The sequence below is a fragment of the Kitasatospora sp. NPDC090308 genome (assembly GCF_044769485.1).
GTDB classification, from domain to species: domain Bacteria; phylum Actinomycetota; class Actinomycetes; order Streptomycetales; family Streptomycetaceae; genus Kitasatospora; species Kitasatospora fiedleri.
Map to the genome: position 1 here is coordinate 176,052 of NZ_JBIVXY010000004.1, position 15,117 is coordinate 191,168.

14 protein-coding genes are annotated in these 15,117 nt (G+C 75.9%); 6 read left to right on the forward strand and 8 right to left on the reverse strand.

The window, feature by feature from the left end; translation table 11 throughout:
• Positions 1-10: 10 nt before the first annotated feature.
• Both ACIQVD_RS11350 and ACIQVD_RS11355 read right to left on the reverse strand, forming a co-directional pair.
• Positions 11-1,441 (reverse strand): glycoside hydrolase family 6 protein, encoded by a 1,431-nt coding sequence (locus ACIQVD_RS11350; protein WP_402288012.1) that lies wholly within the window; start codon positions 1,439-1,441, stop codon positions 11-13.
• 339 nt (positions 1,442-1,780) lie between these two features.
• Complete coding sequence (locus tag ACIQVD_RS11355; RefSeq protein ID WP_402288015.1) at positions 1,781-2,962, reverse strand: FAD-dependent monooxygenase; 1,182 nt, start codon at positions 2,960-2,962, stop codon at positions 1,781-1,783.
• 124 nt (positions 2,963-3,086) lie between these two features.
• On the opposite strand from ACIQVD_RS11355, the gene ACIQVD_RS11360 reads away from it, so the two are divergent.
• The 3 genes from ACIQVD_RS11360 to ACIQVD_RS11370 all read left to right on the forward strand — a co-directional run bounded on the left by ACIQVD_RS11360 (position 3,087) and on the right by ACIQVD_RS11370 (position 5,524).
• Positions 3,087-3,785 carry a TetR/AcrR family transcriptional regulator gene (locus ACIQVD_RS11360; protein WP_400685230.1) on the forward strand — a complete coding sequence of 233 codons (699 nt, stop codon included), beginning with the start codon at positions 3,087-3,089 and terminating at the stop codon, positions 3,783-3,785.
• A gap of 139 nt (positions 3,786-3,924) precedes the next feature.
• Positions 3,925-4,734, forward strand: coding sequence for a methyltransferase domain-containing protein (locus tag ACIQVD_RS11365; RefSeq protein ID WP_402288018.1), 810 nt, complete (start codon positions 3,925-3,927; stop codon positions 4,732-4,734).
• A gap of 58 nt (positions 4,735-4,792) precedes the next feature.
• Positions 4,793-5,524, forward strand: coding sequence for a hypothetical protein (locus tag ACIQVD_RS11370; RefSeq protein ID WP_402288021.1), 732 nt, complete (start codon positions 4,793-4,795; stop codon positions 5,522-5,524).
• Between the two features lie 288 nt (positions 5,525-5,812).
• Here the strand turns inward: ACIQVD_RS11370 and ACIQVD_RS11375 are convergent, their stop codons facing one another.
• From ACIQVD_RS11375 to ACIQVD_RS11385, 3 genes are read right to left on the reverse strand one after another with little or no spacing between them, the layout of a single operon-like run.
• Positions 5,813-6,598, reverse strand: a complete 786-nt coding sequence (locus ACIQVD_RS11375; protein ID WP_400685223.1) for a heme ABC transporter ATP-binding protein — start codon at positions 6,596-6,598, stop codon at positions 5,813-5,815.
• Positions 6,595-7,698, reverse strand: a complete 1,104-nt coding sequence (locus tag ACIQVD_RS11380; RefSeq protein WP_402288024.1) for a FecCD family ABC transporter permease — start codon at positions 7,696-7,698, stop codon at positions 6,595-6,597. The genes ACIQVD_RS11375 and ACIQVD_RS11380 overlap by 4 nt, the downstream gene beginning before the upstream one ends.
• Entirely contained in the window at positions 7,695-8,729 is a 1,035-nt protein-coding gene (locus tag ACIQVD_RS11385; protein ID WP_402288027.1) for a hemin ABC transporter substrate-binding protein, read from the reverse strand. The genes ACIQVD_RS11380 and ACIQVD_RS11385 overlap by 4 nt, the downstream gene beginning before the upstream one ends.
• Before the next feature lie 172 nt (positions 8,730-8,901).
• Between ACIQVD_RS11385 and ACIQVD_RS11390 the strand changes: the two genes are divergently transcribed.
• Entirely contained in the window at positions 8,902-10,377 is a 1,476-nt protein-coding gene (locus ACIQVD_RS11390; protein ID WP_402288030.1) for an HtaA domain-containing protein, read from the forward strand.
• 91 nt (positions 10,378-10,468) lie between these two features.
• Entirely contained in the window at positions 10,469-12,088 is a 1,620-nt protein-coding gene (locus ACIQVD_RS11395) for an HtaA domain-containing protein (RefSeq protein ID WP_402288032.1), read from the forward strand.
• A gap of 82 nt (positions 12,089-12,170) precedes the next feature.
• Here the strand turns inward: ACIQVD_RS11395 and ACIQVD_RS11400 are convergent, their stop codons facing one another.
• Positions 12,171-12,470, reverse strand: coding sequence for a hypothetical protein (locus ACIQVD_RS11400; protein ID WP_159073218.1), 300 nt, complete (start codon positions 12,468-12,470; stop codon positions 12,171-12,173).
• Positions 12,471-12,665: 195 nt separating this feature from the next.
• Positions 12,666-13,340 (reverse strand): heme oxygenase (biliverdin-producing), encoded by a 675-nt coding sequence (locus ACIQVD_RS11405; RefSeq protein WP_400685213.1) that lies wholly within the window; start codon positions 13,338-13,340, stop codon positions 12,666-12,668.
• A gap of 145 nt (positions 13,341-13,485) precedes the next feature.
• Here ACIQVD_RS11405 and ACIQVD_RS11410 point away from each other — a divergent pair, with 145 nt between their 5' ends.
• Positions 13,486-14,277, forward strand: coding sequence for a methyltransferase domain-containing protein (locus ACIQVD_RS11410; protein WP_402288036.1), 792 nt, complete (start codon positions 13,486-13,488; stop codon positions 14,275-14,277).
• A 57-nt stretch (positions 14,278-14,334) separates the two neighbouring features.
• Here ACIQVD_RS11410 and ACIQVD_RS11415 read toward each other — a convergent pair whose 3' ends face one another.
• Entirely contained in the window at positions 14,335-15,093 is a 759-nt protein-coding gene (locus ACIQVD_RS11415; protein ID WP_402288038.1) for a hypothetical protein, read from the reverse strand.
• Positions 15,094-15,117 lie beyond the last annotated feature (24 nt).

The window sequence follows — 15,117 nt, forward strand, 5'->3', positions numbered from 1 at the left end:
GGAGGGTGGTTCAGGAGGTGGTGCAGGCGGTGCCGTTCAGCGTGAAGGCGGTCGGGGTGGTGTTGTTCGACCCGTACGTCGCCTGCAGGCCGAAGGCGGTGGACGCGCCGGCCGCCAGGGTGCCGTTGTAGCCGAGGTCGGTGGCGGTGACGGCGGCCCCGCTCTGGGTGACCCTGGCGTTCCAGGCGCTGGTGACCTTCTGGTCGCCGGGGAAGGTCCAGCCGAGCGTCCAGCCGGAGATCGCGGCGGAGCCGGTGTTCTTCACCGTCACGTCGGCGGTGAAGCCGCCCGCCCAGGAGTTGGCCCGGTACGCGATCGAGCAGGCCGCGTTCCCGGCCGGCGGCTGCGAGGTGGGCGGCTGCGAGGTCGGGGGCTGGGACGTCGGCGGCTGCGAGGACGGCGGCTGGGACGGCGTGCTCGGGTCGGGCGCGTTCTGCGCCAGCTGGTAGGCGATGTCGGGGACGAACGTCCCGGCCGCGGCGGCGCAGCCGTCGGCCTCGCCCGGGGGCTTGATCCACAGGAAGGCGTCGACGGCGCTGTCGTTGGTCGCAGCGGTCGGGTAGTTGCCGATCCGGCGGCCGGACGGGTCGCACCAGGCGCTGCCCGCCGGGCCGTTGCCGTTGCGGCTGGTGTCGATGACGGCGTGCAGGTTGCCGGGGTTGCCGAGGGCGTTCAGCACGTTGCGGGCGAAGGAGCTCTCGTTGGCGGTGGTGTTGAAGTTGGAGACGTTGGTGAAGAAGCCGTCCGCGTTCAGCACGCCCGCGCCGCGCAGCCGGTTGGCCTGCTCGGCGGCGGAGTTCCAGGTGGAGTGGCCGCCGTCGAGGTAGACCTTGGCGTTCGGGTTCGCGGCGTGGATGGTGGTGACGGCGCGGGCCAGCGAGGCGAACCGGTCGTTCTGCTGCTGGGCGCTCAGGCAGGTGGTGAGCGCGATCGAGTCGGGCTCCAGCACCACCACGGTGCGCGAACTGCCCAGTCCGGCGGCGAACTTGCCGACCCAGGCGTCGTACGAGGGCAGGTCGGGCGCGCCGCCGGCGGAGGCGCCGCCGCAGTCCCGGTTGGGGATCGCGTAGGCCACCAGCACCGGCACCTGGCCGGCCTGGGCGGCGGCCGAGGTGACCGCGCGGACGTCGGAGGTGACGCTGTCGGGGCGGTAGTTGGAGAACCAGATGCCCTGCGGCTGGCTGGCGATCCGCTTGGAGATCACCTGGGTGCGGGAGTCCCCGGGGTTGGCGGCGACCCACTTGACGACCTGCGAGGTCGGGTCCTTGTAGAACTGGGTGTCGGCGGCGAGGCTGCCCTGCACGGCCGCGCCCGCGCCGCCCTGGGCGGCGACCACCAGGCCGACGGCCGCGGTCGCGGCGGCGAGGGCGAGGGCGGCGGCCCGACGGGTCGGCCGGACGGGCGGGACGGGGGTGTGCCGGTGCGGGTCGGGGGTGTGCACGGTGTCCTCCGGTGGGGTGCTCTCGGGTGGGAGAGGCGGACGGCAGCCGGGTGGGGGGCATGCTGACCGGGGCCGATGCGGGAACCGGAACGTGGGAGCGCTCCCGCAACGAACCGCGCCCGATGCTAGCGGCCCGCCCCGCCCTCACGGCAGGCCCCGGACCCCGCGAACTCCCGCCGCCCCGACCGCCCCTGACTCCGCGCCACCGGGCCGTACCACCGTCGAACCGCTGTCGAACAGGCCCTTCGCGCCCGTCCCACCCGCGCCCGGCCGCCCCGAGGAGCCTGCCGGCCCCGCGAAACTTTCACCCCCGACGGAACGGGACCGACGGCCGCCCCCTCACCCCTGCCGCGCCCGGGCGGGCTCGGGCAGGTCGAGGGTGGCGATGTCCTCCCCCATCGCGAGCATCCGGTCCAGCAGCGGGCGCCGGCCGAGCAGGGTGTTGCGCAGCCACAGGCCGCGGGCGGTGCGCGGGGCGAGGAAGGGCCCGGTGCGGTCGCCGCCGCGCTGGCAGCGTCGGGCGTAGGGGCGGACGGTGCGTTCGTAGCGGGTGAGTGCGGCGCGGTGGTCGCCGTCGGCGCGGGCGAGTTCGGTGGCCAGGACGTACGCGGCGACCAGGGCGGTGCCGGTGCCCATCCCTCCGATGGTGGCGCCGCAGGCGGCGTCGCCGAGCAGGGCGATCCGGCCGTCGGACCAGGCGGGGACGTCGGCGCGGCTGATCGAGTCGACGTACAGGTCGCGGTCGTCGACCTCGTCCAGGGTGGCGAGCAGGTGCGGGACGGGGTGTGGCAGGTCGGCGAAGCGTTCGCGCAGCAGTGCCTTGAGCCGGGCGGGGGCGTGCCGGTCGAGGGGCAGTTCGGGCGAGGCGAACAGCAGGAAGGCGCCGGCCCGGGCGGGGTCGCGGGGGTCGGCCCCGGCGGCGGCGAGCCGGCCGGGGGTGTTGACGCCGGTGCTGCCGGCGGGCAGGCCGAGGCGGTTGGGGAAGGGCCAGGTGGCGGCGTAGTAGCCGAGGTGGCGGACGTAGCGCCGTTCCGGTCCGAAGGCGAGGGCGCGGACCCGGGAGTGCAGGCCGTCGGCGCCGACCACCAGGTCGAAGTGCCGTTCGGGGGCGTGCCGGAAGGAGACCAGGACGCCGTCGGGCCGCTGCCGCAGGGCGGTGGCGGTGTCGCCGAACAGGTACTCGGTGCCGGGCGCGCTGTGCCGGTGCAGCAGCCGGACGAGGTCGCCGCGCGGGATCTCCACCTCGCCGCCGGCGAACTCGGCGGGCAGCCGCAGCCTGGTCCGGCCGCGCGGGTCGGTGAAGGTCATGGGGGTGCCGCCGGTGCGGTGCGCGCGCAGTTCGTCCAGCAGGCCCATCCGGCGCAGGACGGTCAGGTGGGTGGGGCCGCGGAAGTCGACGGCCTGCCCGCCGGCCCGCAGTCCGGGGGCGAGTTCGACCACGGTGGGCCGGTGTCCGTACCGGGCGAGCCAGTACGCGAGCGCGGGGCCGCCGATGCCGGCGCCGGAGATCAGTATCCGCACGTGCTTCCTCCTCGGGTGACGTCACCGCCGAGAAACTGCGTCCAGCGGACGCGGTTCATTGCTGTGTACGGTAGACACAGTTCCGGGCCGCGCACAAGGCCGGCCCGCGGAGCGAGGAGGGGCCGTGCCGGAACCGAACGCGGCGCTGCGGCTGCTGTGGGGCCCGCCCGCCCGGCCCACCCGGGGGCCGAAGCCGTCCCTGAGCCTGGAGTCGATCGCCCGCGCCGGGGTCGGCATCGCGGACGCCGAGGGCCTGGCGGCGGTGTCCATGCAGCGGGTCGCGGGGCTGCTCGACCACACCAAGATGGCGCTGTACCGGTACGTGCCGGGCAAGGCCGAACTGGTCGCCCTGATGGTCGAGCACGCCGCGGGCGACCCCCCGCCCGCGAGCGACGCCCCGTGGCGCGAACAGCTCGCCGACTGGGCCCACCGGATGTCCGCCGTGCTGGCCGCCCACCCCTGGCTGCTGGACGCCCTCGCCGCCCCGCGCCCCACCGGCCCGCGCGAACTGGCCTGGCTGGAACGGGTGGTGGCGGCCCTCGACGGCCACGGCCTGTCCGGCGCGGAACGCATGGACGCCGCCGTCCTGCTGGTCGGCCACGTCCGCACCATCGCCGCCCAGCACCGCCAGTCCCGCGACGGCTCCCCCGAGGCCGAACTCCTGCGCGCCCTCGGCGATTTGGTCCACACCCACGCCGACCGCTACCCCGCCCTCGCCGCCGCCCTCGCCGAACCCCCCGGTGGCCGCGACGACGCCTACGACTTCGGCATCGCCCGCATCCTCGACGGCATCGCCGCCCTGATCGACCACCGCACCCGCTGACCCTCCCCCGCCCTCCCGCCCCCAGGCCGAACGGCCTTTCGGGCGGCGGGAGTTGCGGCCGGAAAAATGCCGGTCCCCCGCGCCGCCCGCGCGGTACGGTCGGCCGGCGAGCGACGCGGACGGGTACTTCGGCGAGCAGGTGGCGGAGCGGTACGACGAGTCCTCGGGGCCCGAGTTCCGGGCGGACGCCATCGCCCGGACGGTCGACGTCCTCGCCGAACTGGCGGGCGGCGGAAAGGCGTTGGAGCTGGGGGTCGGGACGGGGCGGATCGCCCTGCCGCTCGCCCGCCACGGCGTCCCGGTGCACGGCATCGAGCCGTCCCGGGCGATGGTGCGGCGCCTGCGCGCCGAGCCCGGCGGCGAGTCGATCGGCGTCACCCTCGGGGACTTCGCCACCGCGCAGGCGGACCTGACGGCCGACGGGCCCTTCGCCCTGGTCTTCCCGGTCTTCCGCACCCTCATGAACCTGACCGGCCAGGAGGCCCAGGTCGCCTGCTTCCGCACCGCCGCCGCCCACCTCGCGCCCGGCGGCCGCTTCGCCGTCGAGGCGATGGTCCCGGAGCTGCGCAAGATCCCGGCCGGGCAGAACACCGTCCCGTTCCGCACCGGCCCCGGCGAGTGGGCCTGCACCGCCTACGACACCGTCACCCAGGACGCGACCTGCCACTTACCTCCAGGTCACCCCGGACGGCCGCGGCACCGCCCGGACCGTCCCCTTCCGCTACGCCTGGCCCGCCGAACCGGACCTGATGACCCGACCGGCCGGCCTGCGGCTCCGCGACCGCTGGGACGGGTGGACGCGGGCACCGTTCACCGAACACAGCACCCAGCACGTCCCGGTCCGGGAGAAACCGCCCGCCTGACGCCCGCCCCCGCCCCCCGGACGCCCGGCGCCCCCTCGCGCCCGGGCCAGGCGCACAGCAACGCCGCCGCGGCCGGTGCCGGCTGAGTACCCGTACTCATGCGTCCGGCCCCCGGCTCGCCGATGGTGGAGCCGGAGGTGCGGGATGACGGGGAAGCGGAGGTCGCTCGCGGCCGAGTGCGCCAGGACGCTGGGGCTGGTCGGGGCGCTCGTCCTGGTGCGGTTCGGCGGGACGAACCTCAGCGGGCCGTCGAAGCGGAAGCTGCGGCGGCTGGTCGAGTCGCCCGGGGTGGAGTCGCGCCGGGCGGCGGCGGAGCGCGGGATGGGGGCGGTGGTCGAGCGGGTGGGCGCGTTCGGGGGTCTGGAGCACGTGCTGACGCACTGCGCGGAGACCTTCTCCCGGCGCACCGAGTTCGCGGGTTTCGGCTCCCCCGCCGTCCGCAAGGTCACCTGCGAGCTGCGGGCCGTCGCCTACTTCGGGGTCCGCGGCGAGGTGGCCGACGTCCTGGACGAGCTCCGGCGGTACGGCATCGCGGACTGGATGCCGCCCCCGGAGTGCGGCCCGGCCCGATCCACCGGCCCGGAGTTCGGCACTCCGGAGCTGCGGATCGACTGGGACCGGCCGGGGGCGCCGCTCCCGCTCCGGGACGGGGTGCGGGCGCCGCGCCGGGGGATCGGCTCCGGCCGACTGCGCCACCGCCGCTGGAGCGTCCCGCCCCGATCGCCGGGCCGGTCCGCCCGGACCGACCGGACCGACCGGGCGGACCGGGCGCGGCTGGCGGACGCGCGGGCCCGGTACGGCACCCTGCTGGTGCTGCGCCTCGGCGGGCCGGGCCGGTGCGGCGGGACCCGCTTCACCGTCCGGTACGAGGAGTGACGGCCTGTCAGGATTCCCGGCCGCGCGGGGCGGCGCGGTGGCGGCCGCGACGGGCGGGGGCGCGGGTCGCGGTGACGGCCGCGGCGAGGATCAGGGGGGTGAGCAGCAGAAGCATGGTGAGTTGCATGTGGTGCCTCCGGGTGGTCCGGTTCCTGCTGGTGCGGGTACCCACACCTGGCGCGGACATGTGGACCGCCCTCCCGGGTCACCCGCCCGGACCGCCTTGCGGCCCGGATCTCGCCCGGTCGGTCGCCCACCAACCGTGGATCTTCCCGGGCAGACGATCCGTCAATCTGCTTCCCGGGGGCGCTCGGGCAGCACGATCGGCGCGCCCCCGCGCGGGTGCGCCAGGACCTCCACGGGGTGGCGGTAGACCCGACTGAGCAGGTCGGCGTCCAGGATCTCGGCGGTGGGGCCGACGGCGACGGTGCGTCCGGCGTCCAGCAGTGCGATCCGGTCGGCGTGCGCGGCGGCCAGCGTCAGGTCGTGCAGGACGACGACCACGCCGTGTCCGGCGTCGGCACGTTCCCGGGCGACCCGCAGCACGAGTTCCTGGTGGCGCAGGTCGAGCGCGGCGGTGGGTTCGTCGAGCAGCAGCAGCGCGGTGTCCTGGGCGAGGACGCGGGCCAGCGCGACCCGGGCCCGTTCGCCGCCGGAGAGCGCGGTGAACGGGCGTTCGGCCAGGTGCGCGCAGTCGGTGGCGGCCATCGCGCGGGCGACGGCCCGTTCGTCCTGGTCGGCGGTGCAGCGGCCGGCCCAGGGGGCGCGTCCCATCCGGACCACCTCGACGGCGGGGAACGGGAAGGACACCTCGTGGGTCTGCGGCAGCAGGGCGCGGCGGCGGGCGAGTTCGGCGGGCCGGTGCCCGGCCAGCGGGCGGCCGTCGATCCGCACCTCGCCGCGGGCCGGGCGCTGGTCGCCCGCCAGGACGGACAGCAGGGTGGACTTGCCGGCGCCGTTGGGGCCGAGCAGCGCCAGGATCTCCCCGGCCCGCACGGTCAGGTCGACGTCCGCCAGCAACTCCCGTCCCCCGACGGCGAAACCGATCCGGTCGGCTTCCAGCAGCACGGTCATGCCCAGCCTCCCTGGCGGCGTCGGGTGCGGCGCAGCAGCCAGAAGAAGAACGGGCTGCCGATGAGTGCGGTGAGGACGCCGAGCGGGAGTTCGGCGGGTGCGGCGAGGGTGCGGGCGGCGAGGTCGCCGGCGACCAGGACGAGCGCGCCGCCGACGGCGGAGGCGGGCAGCAGGAAGCGGTGGCCGGGGCCGGCCAGCATCCGCAGCAGGTGCGGGACGACCAGGCCGACGAAGCCGATGATGCCGCTGACCGCGACGGCTGCGGCGGTGAGCAGCGCGACCACGGTGATCAGCACGATCCGCATCCGTTCGACGTCCACGCCCAGGTGCCGGGCGGGGCGTTCGCCGAGCGCGAGCAGGTCCAGGCGGCGGGCGTAGCGGGGGGCGACGGCCAGGCCGAGGGCGGCGAACGGCAGCACGGCCAGCACCTTCGTCCAGCTGGCCTGGGAGAGCGAGCCGAGCTGCCAGAACGTCACCTGGCTGATCGCGGCGGTGTCGGCGGTGAACAGCAGCAGGCCGATCAGCGCGCCGCAGAACGCGTTGACGGCGATGCCGGTGAGCAGCAGGGTGACCACCTCGGTGCGGCCGCCGCTGCGCGACATGGCGTAGACGGCGCCGACGGTGAGCAGGCCGGAGGCGAACGCGGCGGCGGTGACCGTCCAGGAGCCGAGCGCGTCCAGGCCGAGCACGATGCAGCTGACGGCGCCGACCGCGCCGCCGGAGGAGACGCCGATCACGGCGGGTTCGGCCAGCGGGTTGCCGAACACGCCCTGCATCAGCGCCCCGGCGCAGCCGAGCGCGCCGCCGACCAGCAGGGCCAGCACCACCCGGGGCAGCCGGACGTTCCACAGCACCGATTCGGGGACCCGCTCCAGCGCGTGGCCGCCGAGGTGGGCGCGGTGGGCGAGCGAGGCGAGGATGTCGCCGAGCGGGATGGCGTAGGCGCCGGTGCCGGCGGCGAGCAGCGCGCAGGCGAGCAGGGCGGCGCAGAGCCCGGCCAGCAGCAGCGGGCGCCGGTCGCGGGCGGCCTTCTTCACCGGCGGGGGCGCGGCGGCGCCGGTCCCGCCGGTCGGGCCGGTCTCGGGCAGGGTGGCGGTCATTCGGCGTCCCGGTGCAGCTGGGTGGCGATGTCGCGCAGCACCTCGGGGGTGCGCGGGCCGTAGGAGAGCAGGCGGCCGTCGTCGACGGCGATGATCCGGCGGTCGAGTCCGGCGGGGGTCTGGGCGACGCCGGGGAGTTCGAGCAGGCCGTCGACGCCGCCGACCGACTCCAGGCCCTTGGTCATCACCAGGATCGCGTCGGGGGCGGCCTTGACCAGGGCTTCGCTGGTGAGCGGGGTGAAGTCGCCGGTGAGGTGGGCGGCGGTGCCGGCGTCCTCGCCGCCGGCGGCCTCGATCAGCGAGGGCGCGCCGGAGTCGGGGCCGCCGAGCAGGAAGACGGAGGCGCTGCCGCGCAGGTAGAGGAAGGCGACCTTGGGGCGGGTGGCCCCGGCGGCCGGGAGCTGCGCCTGCACGTCGGCGATCTGACGTTGGGTGCGCTCCTTGAGCCGGGCACCGGCCTCGGGCACGCCGAGGGCGGCGGCGACCCGGTCGATCCGGGGGCCGACGTCGTCCAGCTTCTTGGCGTCGTCCAGGACGATCAGCGGGACGCCGGCGGCGCGGATCTGGTCGACGGCCTCGGCGGGGCCGGTGCTGCGGTCGGCGAGCACCACGGTGGGGTGCAGGGAGAGCACGCCCTCGGCGGAGACCTCGTGGGCCTGGGTGATGACGGGGAGTTTCGCGGCCTGTTCGAAGGTGGTGGACACGTCCCGGGCGACCGCGCGGTCGCCGAGGCCGAGGCTGAACACCAGCTCGGCCAGGCTGCCGTTGAGCGGGATGATCCGGTCCGCGCTGGTGACGGTGACCTGTCGGCCGTCGGCGGAGGGGACGGTGACGGGCAGGCGGGGCGCGGGGGTGTCGGGCAGCGCCTCGATCCGGTCGGGGTCGGCGGTGGCGGAAGCGGAGGCGGAGGCCGCCGGTGTGTCGGGGGCGGCCTCGCCGGTGGAGCAGGCGGCGGCACCGAGCAGGAGTCCGAGGACGGCGAGCAGGACGGCGGGGGCGGTTCTGGTCCGGTCGCGGAGGGTGCGGGTCAACCTCGGGCCTTTCTCGGTGCGTTGACGTCCCGTCGAGGTCGCCCAGGGGGGTCGTGGTCGGGACACTTGACTCATATATTAGGTTAGCCTTACCTCAATTGAGCAAGGGGGCCGCCTCCCCCCGCACCCCTTGCCACCTGCCCGCTTCCCCTCCGCCGAGGAGTGATCCGCCATGCCCGTCCCCGGACGGCCCCCCGTACCACCCCGCCGCCCGGCCGGCCGGCTGCGCACCGCCCTCGTGCTGCCGCTCGCCCTGCTGCTGGCCCTGGCCTGGCTCCCCGGCCGGGCCGCCGCGGCCGATCCGGCGGTCTCCGGCGGCCGGCTCGACTGGGGCATCAAGCAGTCCTTCCTCACCTACGTCACCGGCCCGATCGCCAACGGCAAGTGGGCCCTGACCGGCGGCGCGGCCACCGTCGGCGGCTCGGCGTTCCGCTTCCACTCCGCGGCCGGCAGCTACGACCCGGCCACCGGCGCGCTCTCCGCCGCCTTCCAGGGCGGGGTCCGCTTCACCGGCCATCAGGAGAACGGCAGCAACGCGCTCGACCTCTCGATCTCCCACCTCACCGTCAAGGCCGCGGCCGACGGCAGCGCCGCCCTGTACGCGGACGTCAGCTCCAAGTCCCGCGAGACCGGCAAGACCTCCAGCACCGGCCAGGCCCGGCTGGCCGACCTCTCGCTCTCCGGCGTCTCGCTCAAGAACGCCTCCGGCACCCTCACCCTCAGCAACGTCCCCGCGACGCTGACCCCGGCCGGGGCCAGTGCCTTCGGCGGCTTCTACACCGCGGGCACCGCGCTCGACCCGCTCACCTTCTCCGTGACGCTCAAGTCCCCGGCCGCCGCGCCCTCCCCGACGCCGACGCCCACCCCGACCGCCGCCCCGACCGCCGCCCCGGAGCCCGCGGAGAGCGCGGCCGGAGCCACCCCGAGCGCCACCGCCACCGCCACCGCCCTCGACCGGGGCGCGCTCGACTGGGGCGTCCGGCGGACCTTCCGCGACTACGTCACCGGCTCGATCGCCCAGGGCGGTTGGCAGCTCGGCGACGGCGCGGCCGACGGCGGGGCGTTCTTCCGCTGGACGCCCGCCCGCGGCACCTGGGACCCGGCCGCCCGCACCCTCGACGCGGGCTTCACCGGCACCGTCCGCTTCACTGGCCTGCGCGAGGGCGACACCCTCGGCCTGGACCTGACACTCGCCAACCCGCGCCTGACCGCCGCCGGCACCGAGGGCCACCTGACCGTCGACGTCTCCGGCCGCACCCCCGACGGCACCACCCGCACCGCCGCCACCACCGAGATCGCCACCTTCGACGCGAGCGCCCTGAAGACCGAGAACGACCTCCTCACCGCCACCGACCTGCCGCTCACCCTCACCGCCGCCGGTGCGGGCGCCTTCGGCAACCTCTACCCGGCCGGCACCGAGATGGACCCGCTCACCGTCAACCTCCCGCTCACCCCCGCCGCGGCCGTCCCGCCGCTGCCCGACCTCGGCGCGACGCCCACGCCCACGCCGCCCCCGGCCACCGCGCCCGTCGCCGCCGCCACGTCCTCCTCCTCCCACACCGCCCTGATCACCACCCTCGCCCTGGTGCTCGCCGCGGCGGTGGCGGCGGCCACGACCCTCGTCGTCCGGCGCCGCAGGCGTTCCTGAACGCCCCCGTTCCCGAACGCCCCCGGCAGGTCCCCGGCCGCTCCCCCGGCCCCTCCTCCCGCCCCACCCCACCGATTCCGGAGTCCGATCCATGTCCCACACCCCTGCCGTCCGCCACCGCAACCGCACCCGGCTGGCCGCGCTGGCCGCCGCGACCGCGGGTCTCGGCCTGACCGCCTTCGGCCTGCCCTCGCTCGCCTTCGGCGCCGGCGCCCCCACCACCGTCAGCTACGACACCGGTTCGCTGGACTGGGGCGTCAAGGCGAGCTTCCGCACCTACGTGACCGGCCCGGCCGGCGGCGGGAGCGTCACCCTGAGCGGTGGGGCCACCACCAACGCGGACGGCTCCTACCACTTCAACCTGGCCTCCGCGGGCTACGACCTGACGACGCACCGGCTGAACGCGGCCTTCGACGGCGGGGTGCGCTTCCTCGCCCACGACGGCGCGCTGGACATCGCGATCAGCGACCTGCGGATCGTCACCGAGGGCACCACCGGCACCCTCACCGCGGACACCGCCTCGAAGGAGAGCATCGGCGCCACCGCCCCGACGCTGCGCCAGGACGTCGCGCTGGCCACCTTCACCGTCGCCCGCGACACCACCAACGGCGGGGCCACCGCCGCCACCCTGACCGCCGACGGCGCGAAGGCGTTCGCCGGGTTCTACCCCGAGGGCACCGCGCTGGACCCGCTGTCGATCGTCCTCAAGCAGACGCCCGCCCCGTCCCCCTCGGCCTCCGCCTCCGCTTCGGCCTCCGCTTCGGCCTCGCCCGGGCCGTCCTCCTCGCCCTCGCCCTCGGCGTCCGCGTCCGCCTCCACCGGGCCGTCCTCCTCCCCCTCGCCCTCCGCGTCCGCCTCCGCCGCGCCGTCCTCCTCCCCCTCGCCCTCCGCGTCCGCCTCCACCCCGGCGGGCAACGAGCTGGCGATCGTCGACGGCCGGCTGGAGTGGAACGTGCAGTCCGACTTCCTGGCCTACGTGACGGGACCGATCGCCAACGGCAAGGTGGAGTTCGGCGGCGGCGCGGCCGAGTTCCGCTTCGGTTCGGGCAGCGGCAGCTACCGGACGGACACCCACGCGCTGTCGGCGGGCTTCGCCGGGTCGGTGCGCTTCCTCGGGCACCAGGCGGCCGACGGGCACTACCAGTTGGACACCGCCCTCTCCCACCTGGGCCTGCGGGTGGACGCCTCCGGCGCGTACCTGGTGGCCGACGTGACCGCCAACTCGCTCTCCGGCGGGGCGCCGGTCCGGCTGACCGGGGCGAAGATCGCCAAGCTGGACCTCGCCAAGGCCGACTTCACCCCGGTCGACGGCGTGGTGACGCTGCGCCAGGTCCCGGCGACGCTGACGGCCGAGGGCGTGCCGGTGTTCGGCCAGTACAAGGAGGGCAAGGAGCTGGCCCCGGTGACGGCGGTCCTCTCCTTCGACCGGAACGCGACCCTGCCGTCCGGCACCCCGACCACCGGCACCGGCACCGGCACCGGAACGGGCACCGGCACGGGCGCGGGCACCGGCACCGGCGGGACCGGTGGGGCCACCCTCACCACCTCCGGCGGCACCGGCGGTGAGCTGGCCTTCACCGGCGGCGGCACCGGCACGGTGCCGATGCTGGCCACCGCGGCCGGGCTGCTGCTGGTGGGCGGGGCGACCACCGTCCTGGTCCGCCGCCGCTCCTCCGGCACCGCCACCGCCGACACCGCCGCGGCCGAGTAAGGCCGCTGACCCCCTTTCGGGCCCGCGCGGACACTTCCGCGCGGGCCCGACCGCGTCCTCACCGGCTCCCGGCGGACAGGGTCTACCGGGCGGCGGCCAGGACGGCCAGTTCGCGCAGGCGGGTGAAGTAGTCGGCGGCCCCGGGGTCGTCGGCCAGTTCGGGCAGGATGCGGTCGACGGTCGCTATGCCGGTGCGCAGGGCCGCTCTGCGGCGTTGGTCGAGCGGGCCGGTCAACGCGGCGGACACGCAGCCCGCGAGGTGGCTGTCCAGCAGCACCAGGTCCTCGCCGGCGGGCGAACGCCGGTAGCAGCTCTGCGGGAAGGGCAGGCCGAGGAAGCCCTGCCAGCGGGTGTCCAACTGGTCGTTGTGCGTGTCGCTCATGCGGACGATGATGCCCGAGCGCACGGCCGCCCCGTCACCCGCCCCGACCCGGTACGCCCCCGTCCCGACCCGGTACGGACGACGACGAGGCCCGGTGCGGGAACCGTTCCCGCACCGGGCCTCTCGGCACTCCGCTCGCTCGGGCGCCCGGGTGTCCAGCCGCCCGGGTGTCCAGCCGCTCAGGCGCCCAGTCGCTCAGGCGCTCAGCGGGTACCGCCCGCCGAGCTCGCTGAATATCGCGCCGTTGAGGACGAAGGCGCGCTTGCACTCCTCGGCGACCCGGCGCTGCTCGACCTCGTCCATCAGCGCGCCCGCGGCGTCCAGCTTGGCCCGGTAGTCGCGCTTGAACGCGGCCGGGTTGTCGATCTCCTCGAAGACGTAGAACCGGACGCCGTCGCCCTTGCGCTCGAAGCCCCAGGTGCGCTCGGCGACGCCGCGGATGATCTGACCGCCCGACAGGTCGCCCAGGTAGCGGGTGTAGTGGTGGGCGAGGTAGCCGGCCGGCCAGGTGTCGGCGAGCTCCTCGATCCGGGCGGCGATCGCCTCGGTGGCGGGCAGCGGGGCGAGCGTGCTGCGCCAGTCCGGGCCGGCCAGGTGGTCGAGGTCGCGCTCGATGGCGGCGGTGCGCAGCAGGGCGCGGTCGATCAGCGGGCCGGCCAGCGGGTCGGCGGCCAGGGCGTCCAGGCGGGACTCCAGGGCGCGGTAGACGTACCAGAGCTGGCCGGTGAGGTCGGTATAGGCCTGGACGCCGAGCCGCCCGCCGAGCAGGTCGCTCATGAAGGAGGACTGCTCGGCCGCCTGGTGCTCCTCGGCGCTGGCGGTGCGGAGCAGGGCGGAGAAAGCGGCGGGCTGCTGGTCGGGGCTGGACATCGGGAAGGGCCTCCAAAGATCGAATCCCTACGATTATTTAGGTGAGGCTCACCTAAGTCAAGCTGTTGCCGACGCCCTGTCGGGAAGATTTCACGGGGCGTTGAATCCCTCGGTCCACCGGCCCTGACGTGCTTGGATGATCGCCATGGACCGATCATTCGACGCCCTGGTCGACGAGGCCGGGGCCGCCCCCGTCGACGGCTGGGGTTTCGCCTGGCTCGACGGCCGGGCCACCGAGCAGCGCCCCTCCTGGGGCTACCAGCGGCTGCTGGGCGAGCGGCTGGCCGCCGCCCGCGCGGCGCTCGACCTGCAGACCGGCGGCGGCGAGGTGCTCGCGGGCGCGGGCGCGGCGGACTTCCCGCACTTCCCGCGCACGATGGCGGCCACCGAGGGCTGGGCGCCGAACGCGGCGCTGGCCACCCGGCGGCTGCACCCGATGGGCGCCGTGCTGGTGTCCTCCCCGGCCGACGCGCCGCTGCCGTTCGCGGACGGCGCGTTCGACCTGGTGACCAGCCGCCACCCGGCCGCGGTGGACTTCCCGGAGATCGCCCGGGTGCTGGCCCCGGGCGGCACCTACTTCGCCCAGCACGTGGGCGGACGCACCAACGTCGAGCTGAGCGCGTTCTTCCTCGGCCCGTTCCCGGTGCCCACCGCCCGCGAGCACGAGGTGGAGGCCGAACGGGCCCGGGCGGCCGGGCTGGAGGTGGTGCGGTGCCGCAACGAGCGGCTGCGCCTGGAGTTCTTCGACGTCGGCGCGGTGGTCTGGTTCCTGCGCAAGGTGGTCTGGACGGTGCCGGACTTCTCGGTCGACCGCTACCGCGAGCGCCTGCGCGCGCTGCACGGGCTGATCGAGCGCGAGGGCGTATTCGTCTCCACCATGTCCCGCACCCTGTTCGAGGCCCGCAAGCCCGCCGGACCCGCCCCGTCCGCTCCCTGACGGACTCCGCCGCCGCGCGCCGAACGGGCCCGGCCCGGCGGGTCTCCTGACCGCCCGTCAGTCCGGCTCCGCGGGCGGGAAGCCGCGCACGGGGTGGCCGGACTCGTCGGTGGTCGGCCGGCTGCCGTCGCCGAGCGGGCACAGGTCGTAGCAGTCCCGGGCCCCGGAGTCGAACGCGTCGAGGTCGCGGCCGGTGCGCGCGTCGGCCCGGTGGCTGCGGAACCACTCCCGCCCGGTCTCCGCGTCCTCGCCGTACAGCACCACCGCAAGGGTGTCGCGGTCCAGGTGGCCGCCGCTCCACTCGACCACGGCCTCCCACCGCTCGCCGTCGTGGCCGAAGTCGTCGACGGTGGCGCTGCGCACCACCTCGCCGCCGGGGTGGGCGTGCACGGCGAAGTCCGTCTGCCCGTGGTCGACCGTCAGGAAGTGCGAGCCGTCCGGGGGGAGGGCGATCAGGCAGCGGTCGGTCCAGGGGAGGGGCACGGGTCGCAGCACGCCGTCGGCGACGGTGCCCCGGAAGACGGCGATGCCGTCCTGGCCCTCGCCGACGCACAGCAGCATCTCCCCGTCGGGGTGCGCGAAGTGCTCGCCGCCGTGGCCGACGGTGGGCAGCTCGACCGGCGCGAGCCGCGCGCCGGTCCCGGCGTCCAGCACCGTCCAGTGGTCGTGGCAGCCGCGGCCGGCCATCGCGTCGGGCCGGTAGAGCCACAGCCGCCGCCCGTCCACCGAGAGCCCGCACCCGGGGCGGTGCCCCCGCGCGTGCGTCCACTCCGGCTCGATCACCGACCGCCACGGCTCGGCCCCGTTCGCCGCCACGCACACCACCCCGTCCAGCGTGGT

Bases quoted from the DNA above. Each gene is read 5' to 3' on its own strand.
- ACIQVD_RS11405 (WP_400685213.1), bottom strand. From the start codon at position 13,340: ATGTCCAGCCCCGACCAGCAGCCCGCCGCTTTCTCCGCCCTGCTCCGC.
- ACIQVD_RS11380 (WP_402288024.1), bottom strand. From the start codon at position 7,698: ATGACCGCCACCCTGCCCGAGACCGGCCCGACCGGCGGGACCGGCGCC.
- ACIQVD_RS11390 (WP_402288030.1), top strand. From the start codon at position 8,902: ATGCCCGTCCCCGGACGGCCCCCCGTACCACCCCGCCGCCCGGCCGGC.
- ACIQVD_RS11395 (WP_402288032.1), top strand. From the start codon at position 10,469: ATGTCCCACACCCCTGCCGTCCGCCACCGCAACCGCACCCGGCTGGCC.
- ACIQVD_RS11400 (WP_159073218.1), bottom strand. From the start codon at position 12,470: ATGAGCGACACGCACAACGACCAGTTGGACACCCGCTGGCAGGGCTTC.
- ACIQVD_RS11375 (WP_400685223.1), bottom strand. From the start codon at position 6,598: ATGACCGTGCTGCTGGAAGCCGACCGGATCGGTTTCGCCGTCGGGGGA.
- ACIQVD_RS11410 (WP_402288036.1), top strand. From the start codon at position 13,486: ATGGACCGATCATTCGACGCCCTGGTCGACGAGGCCGGGGCCGCCCCC.
- ACIQVD_RS11370 (WP_402288021.1), top strand. From the start codon at position 4,793: ATGACGGGGAAGCGGAGGTCGCTCGCGGCCGAGTGCGCCAGGACGCTG.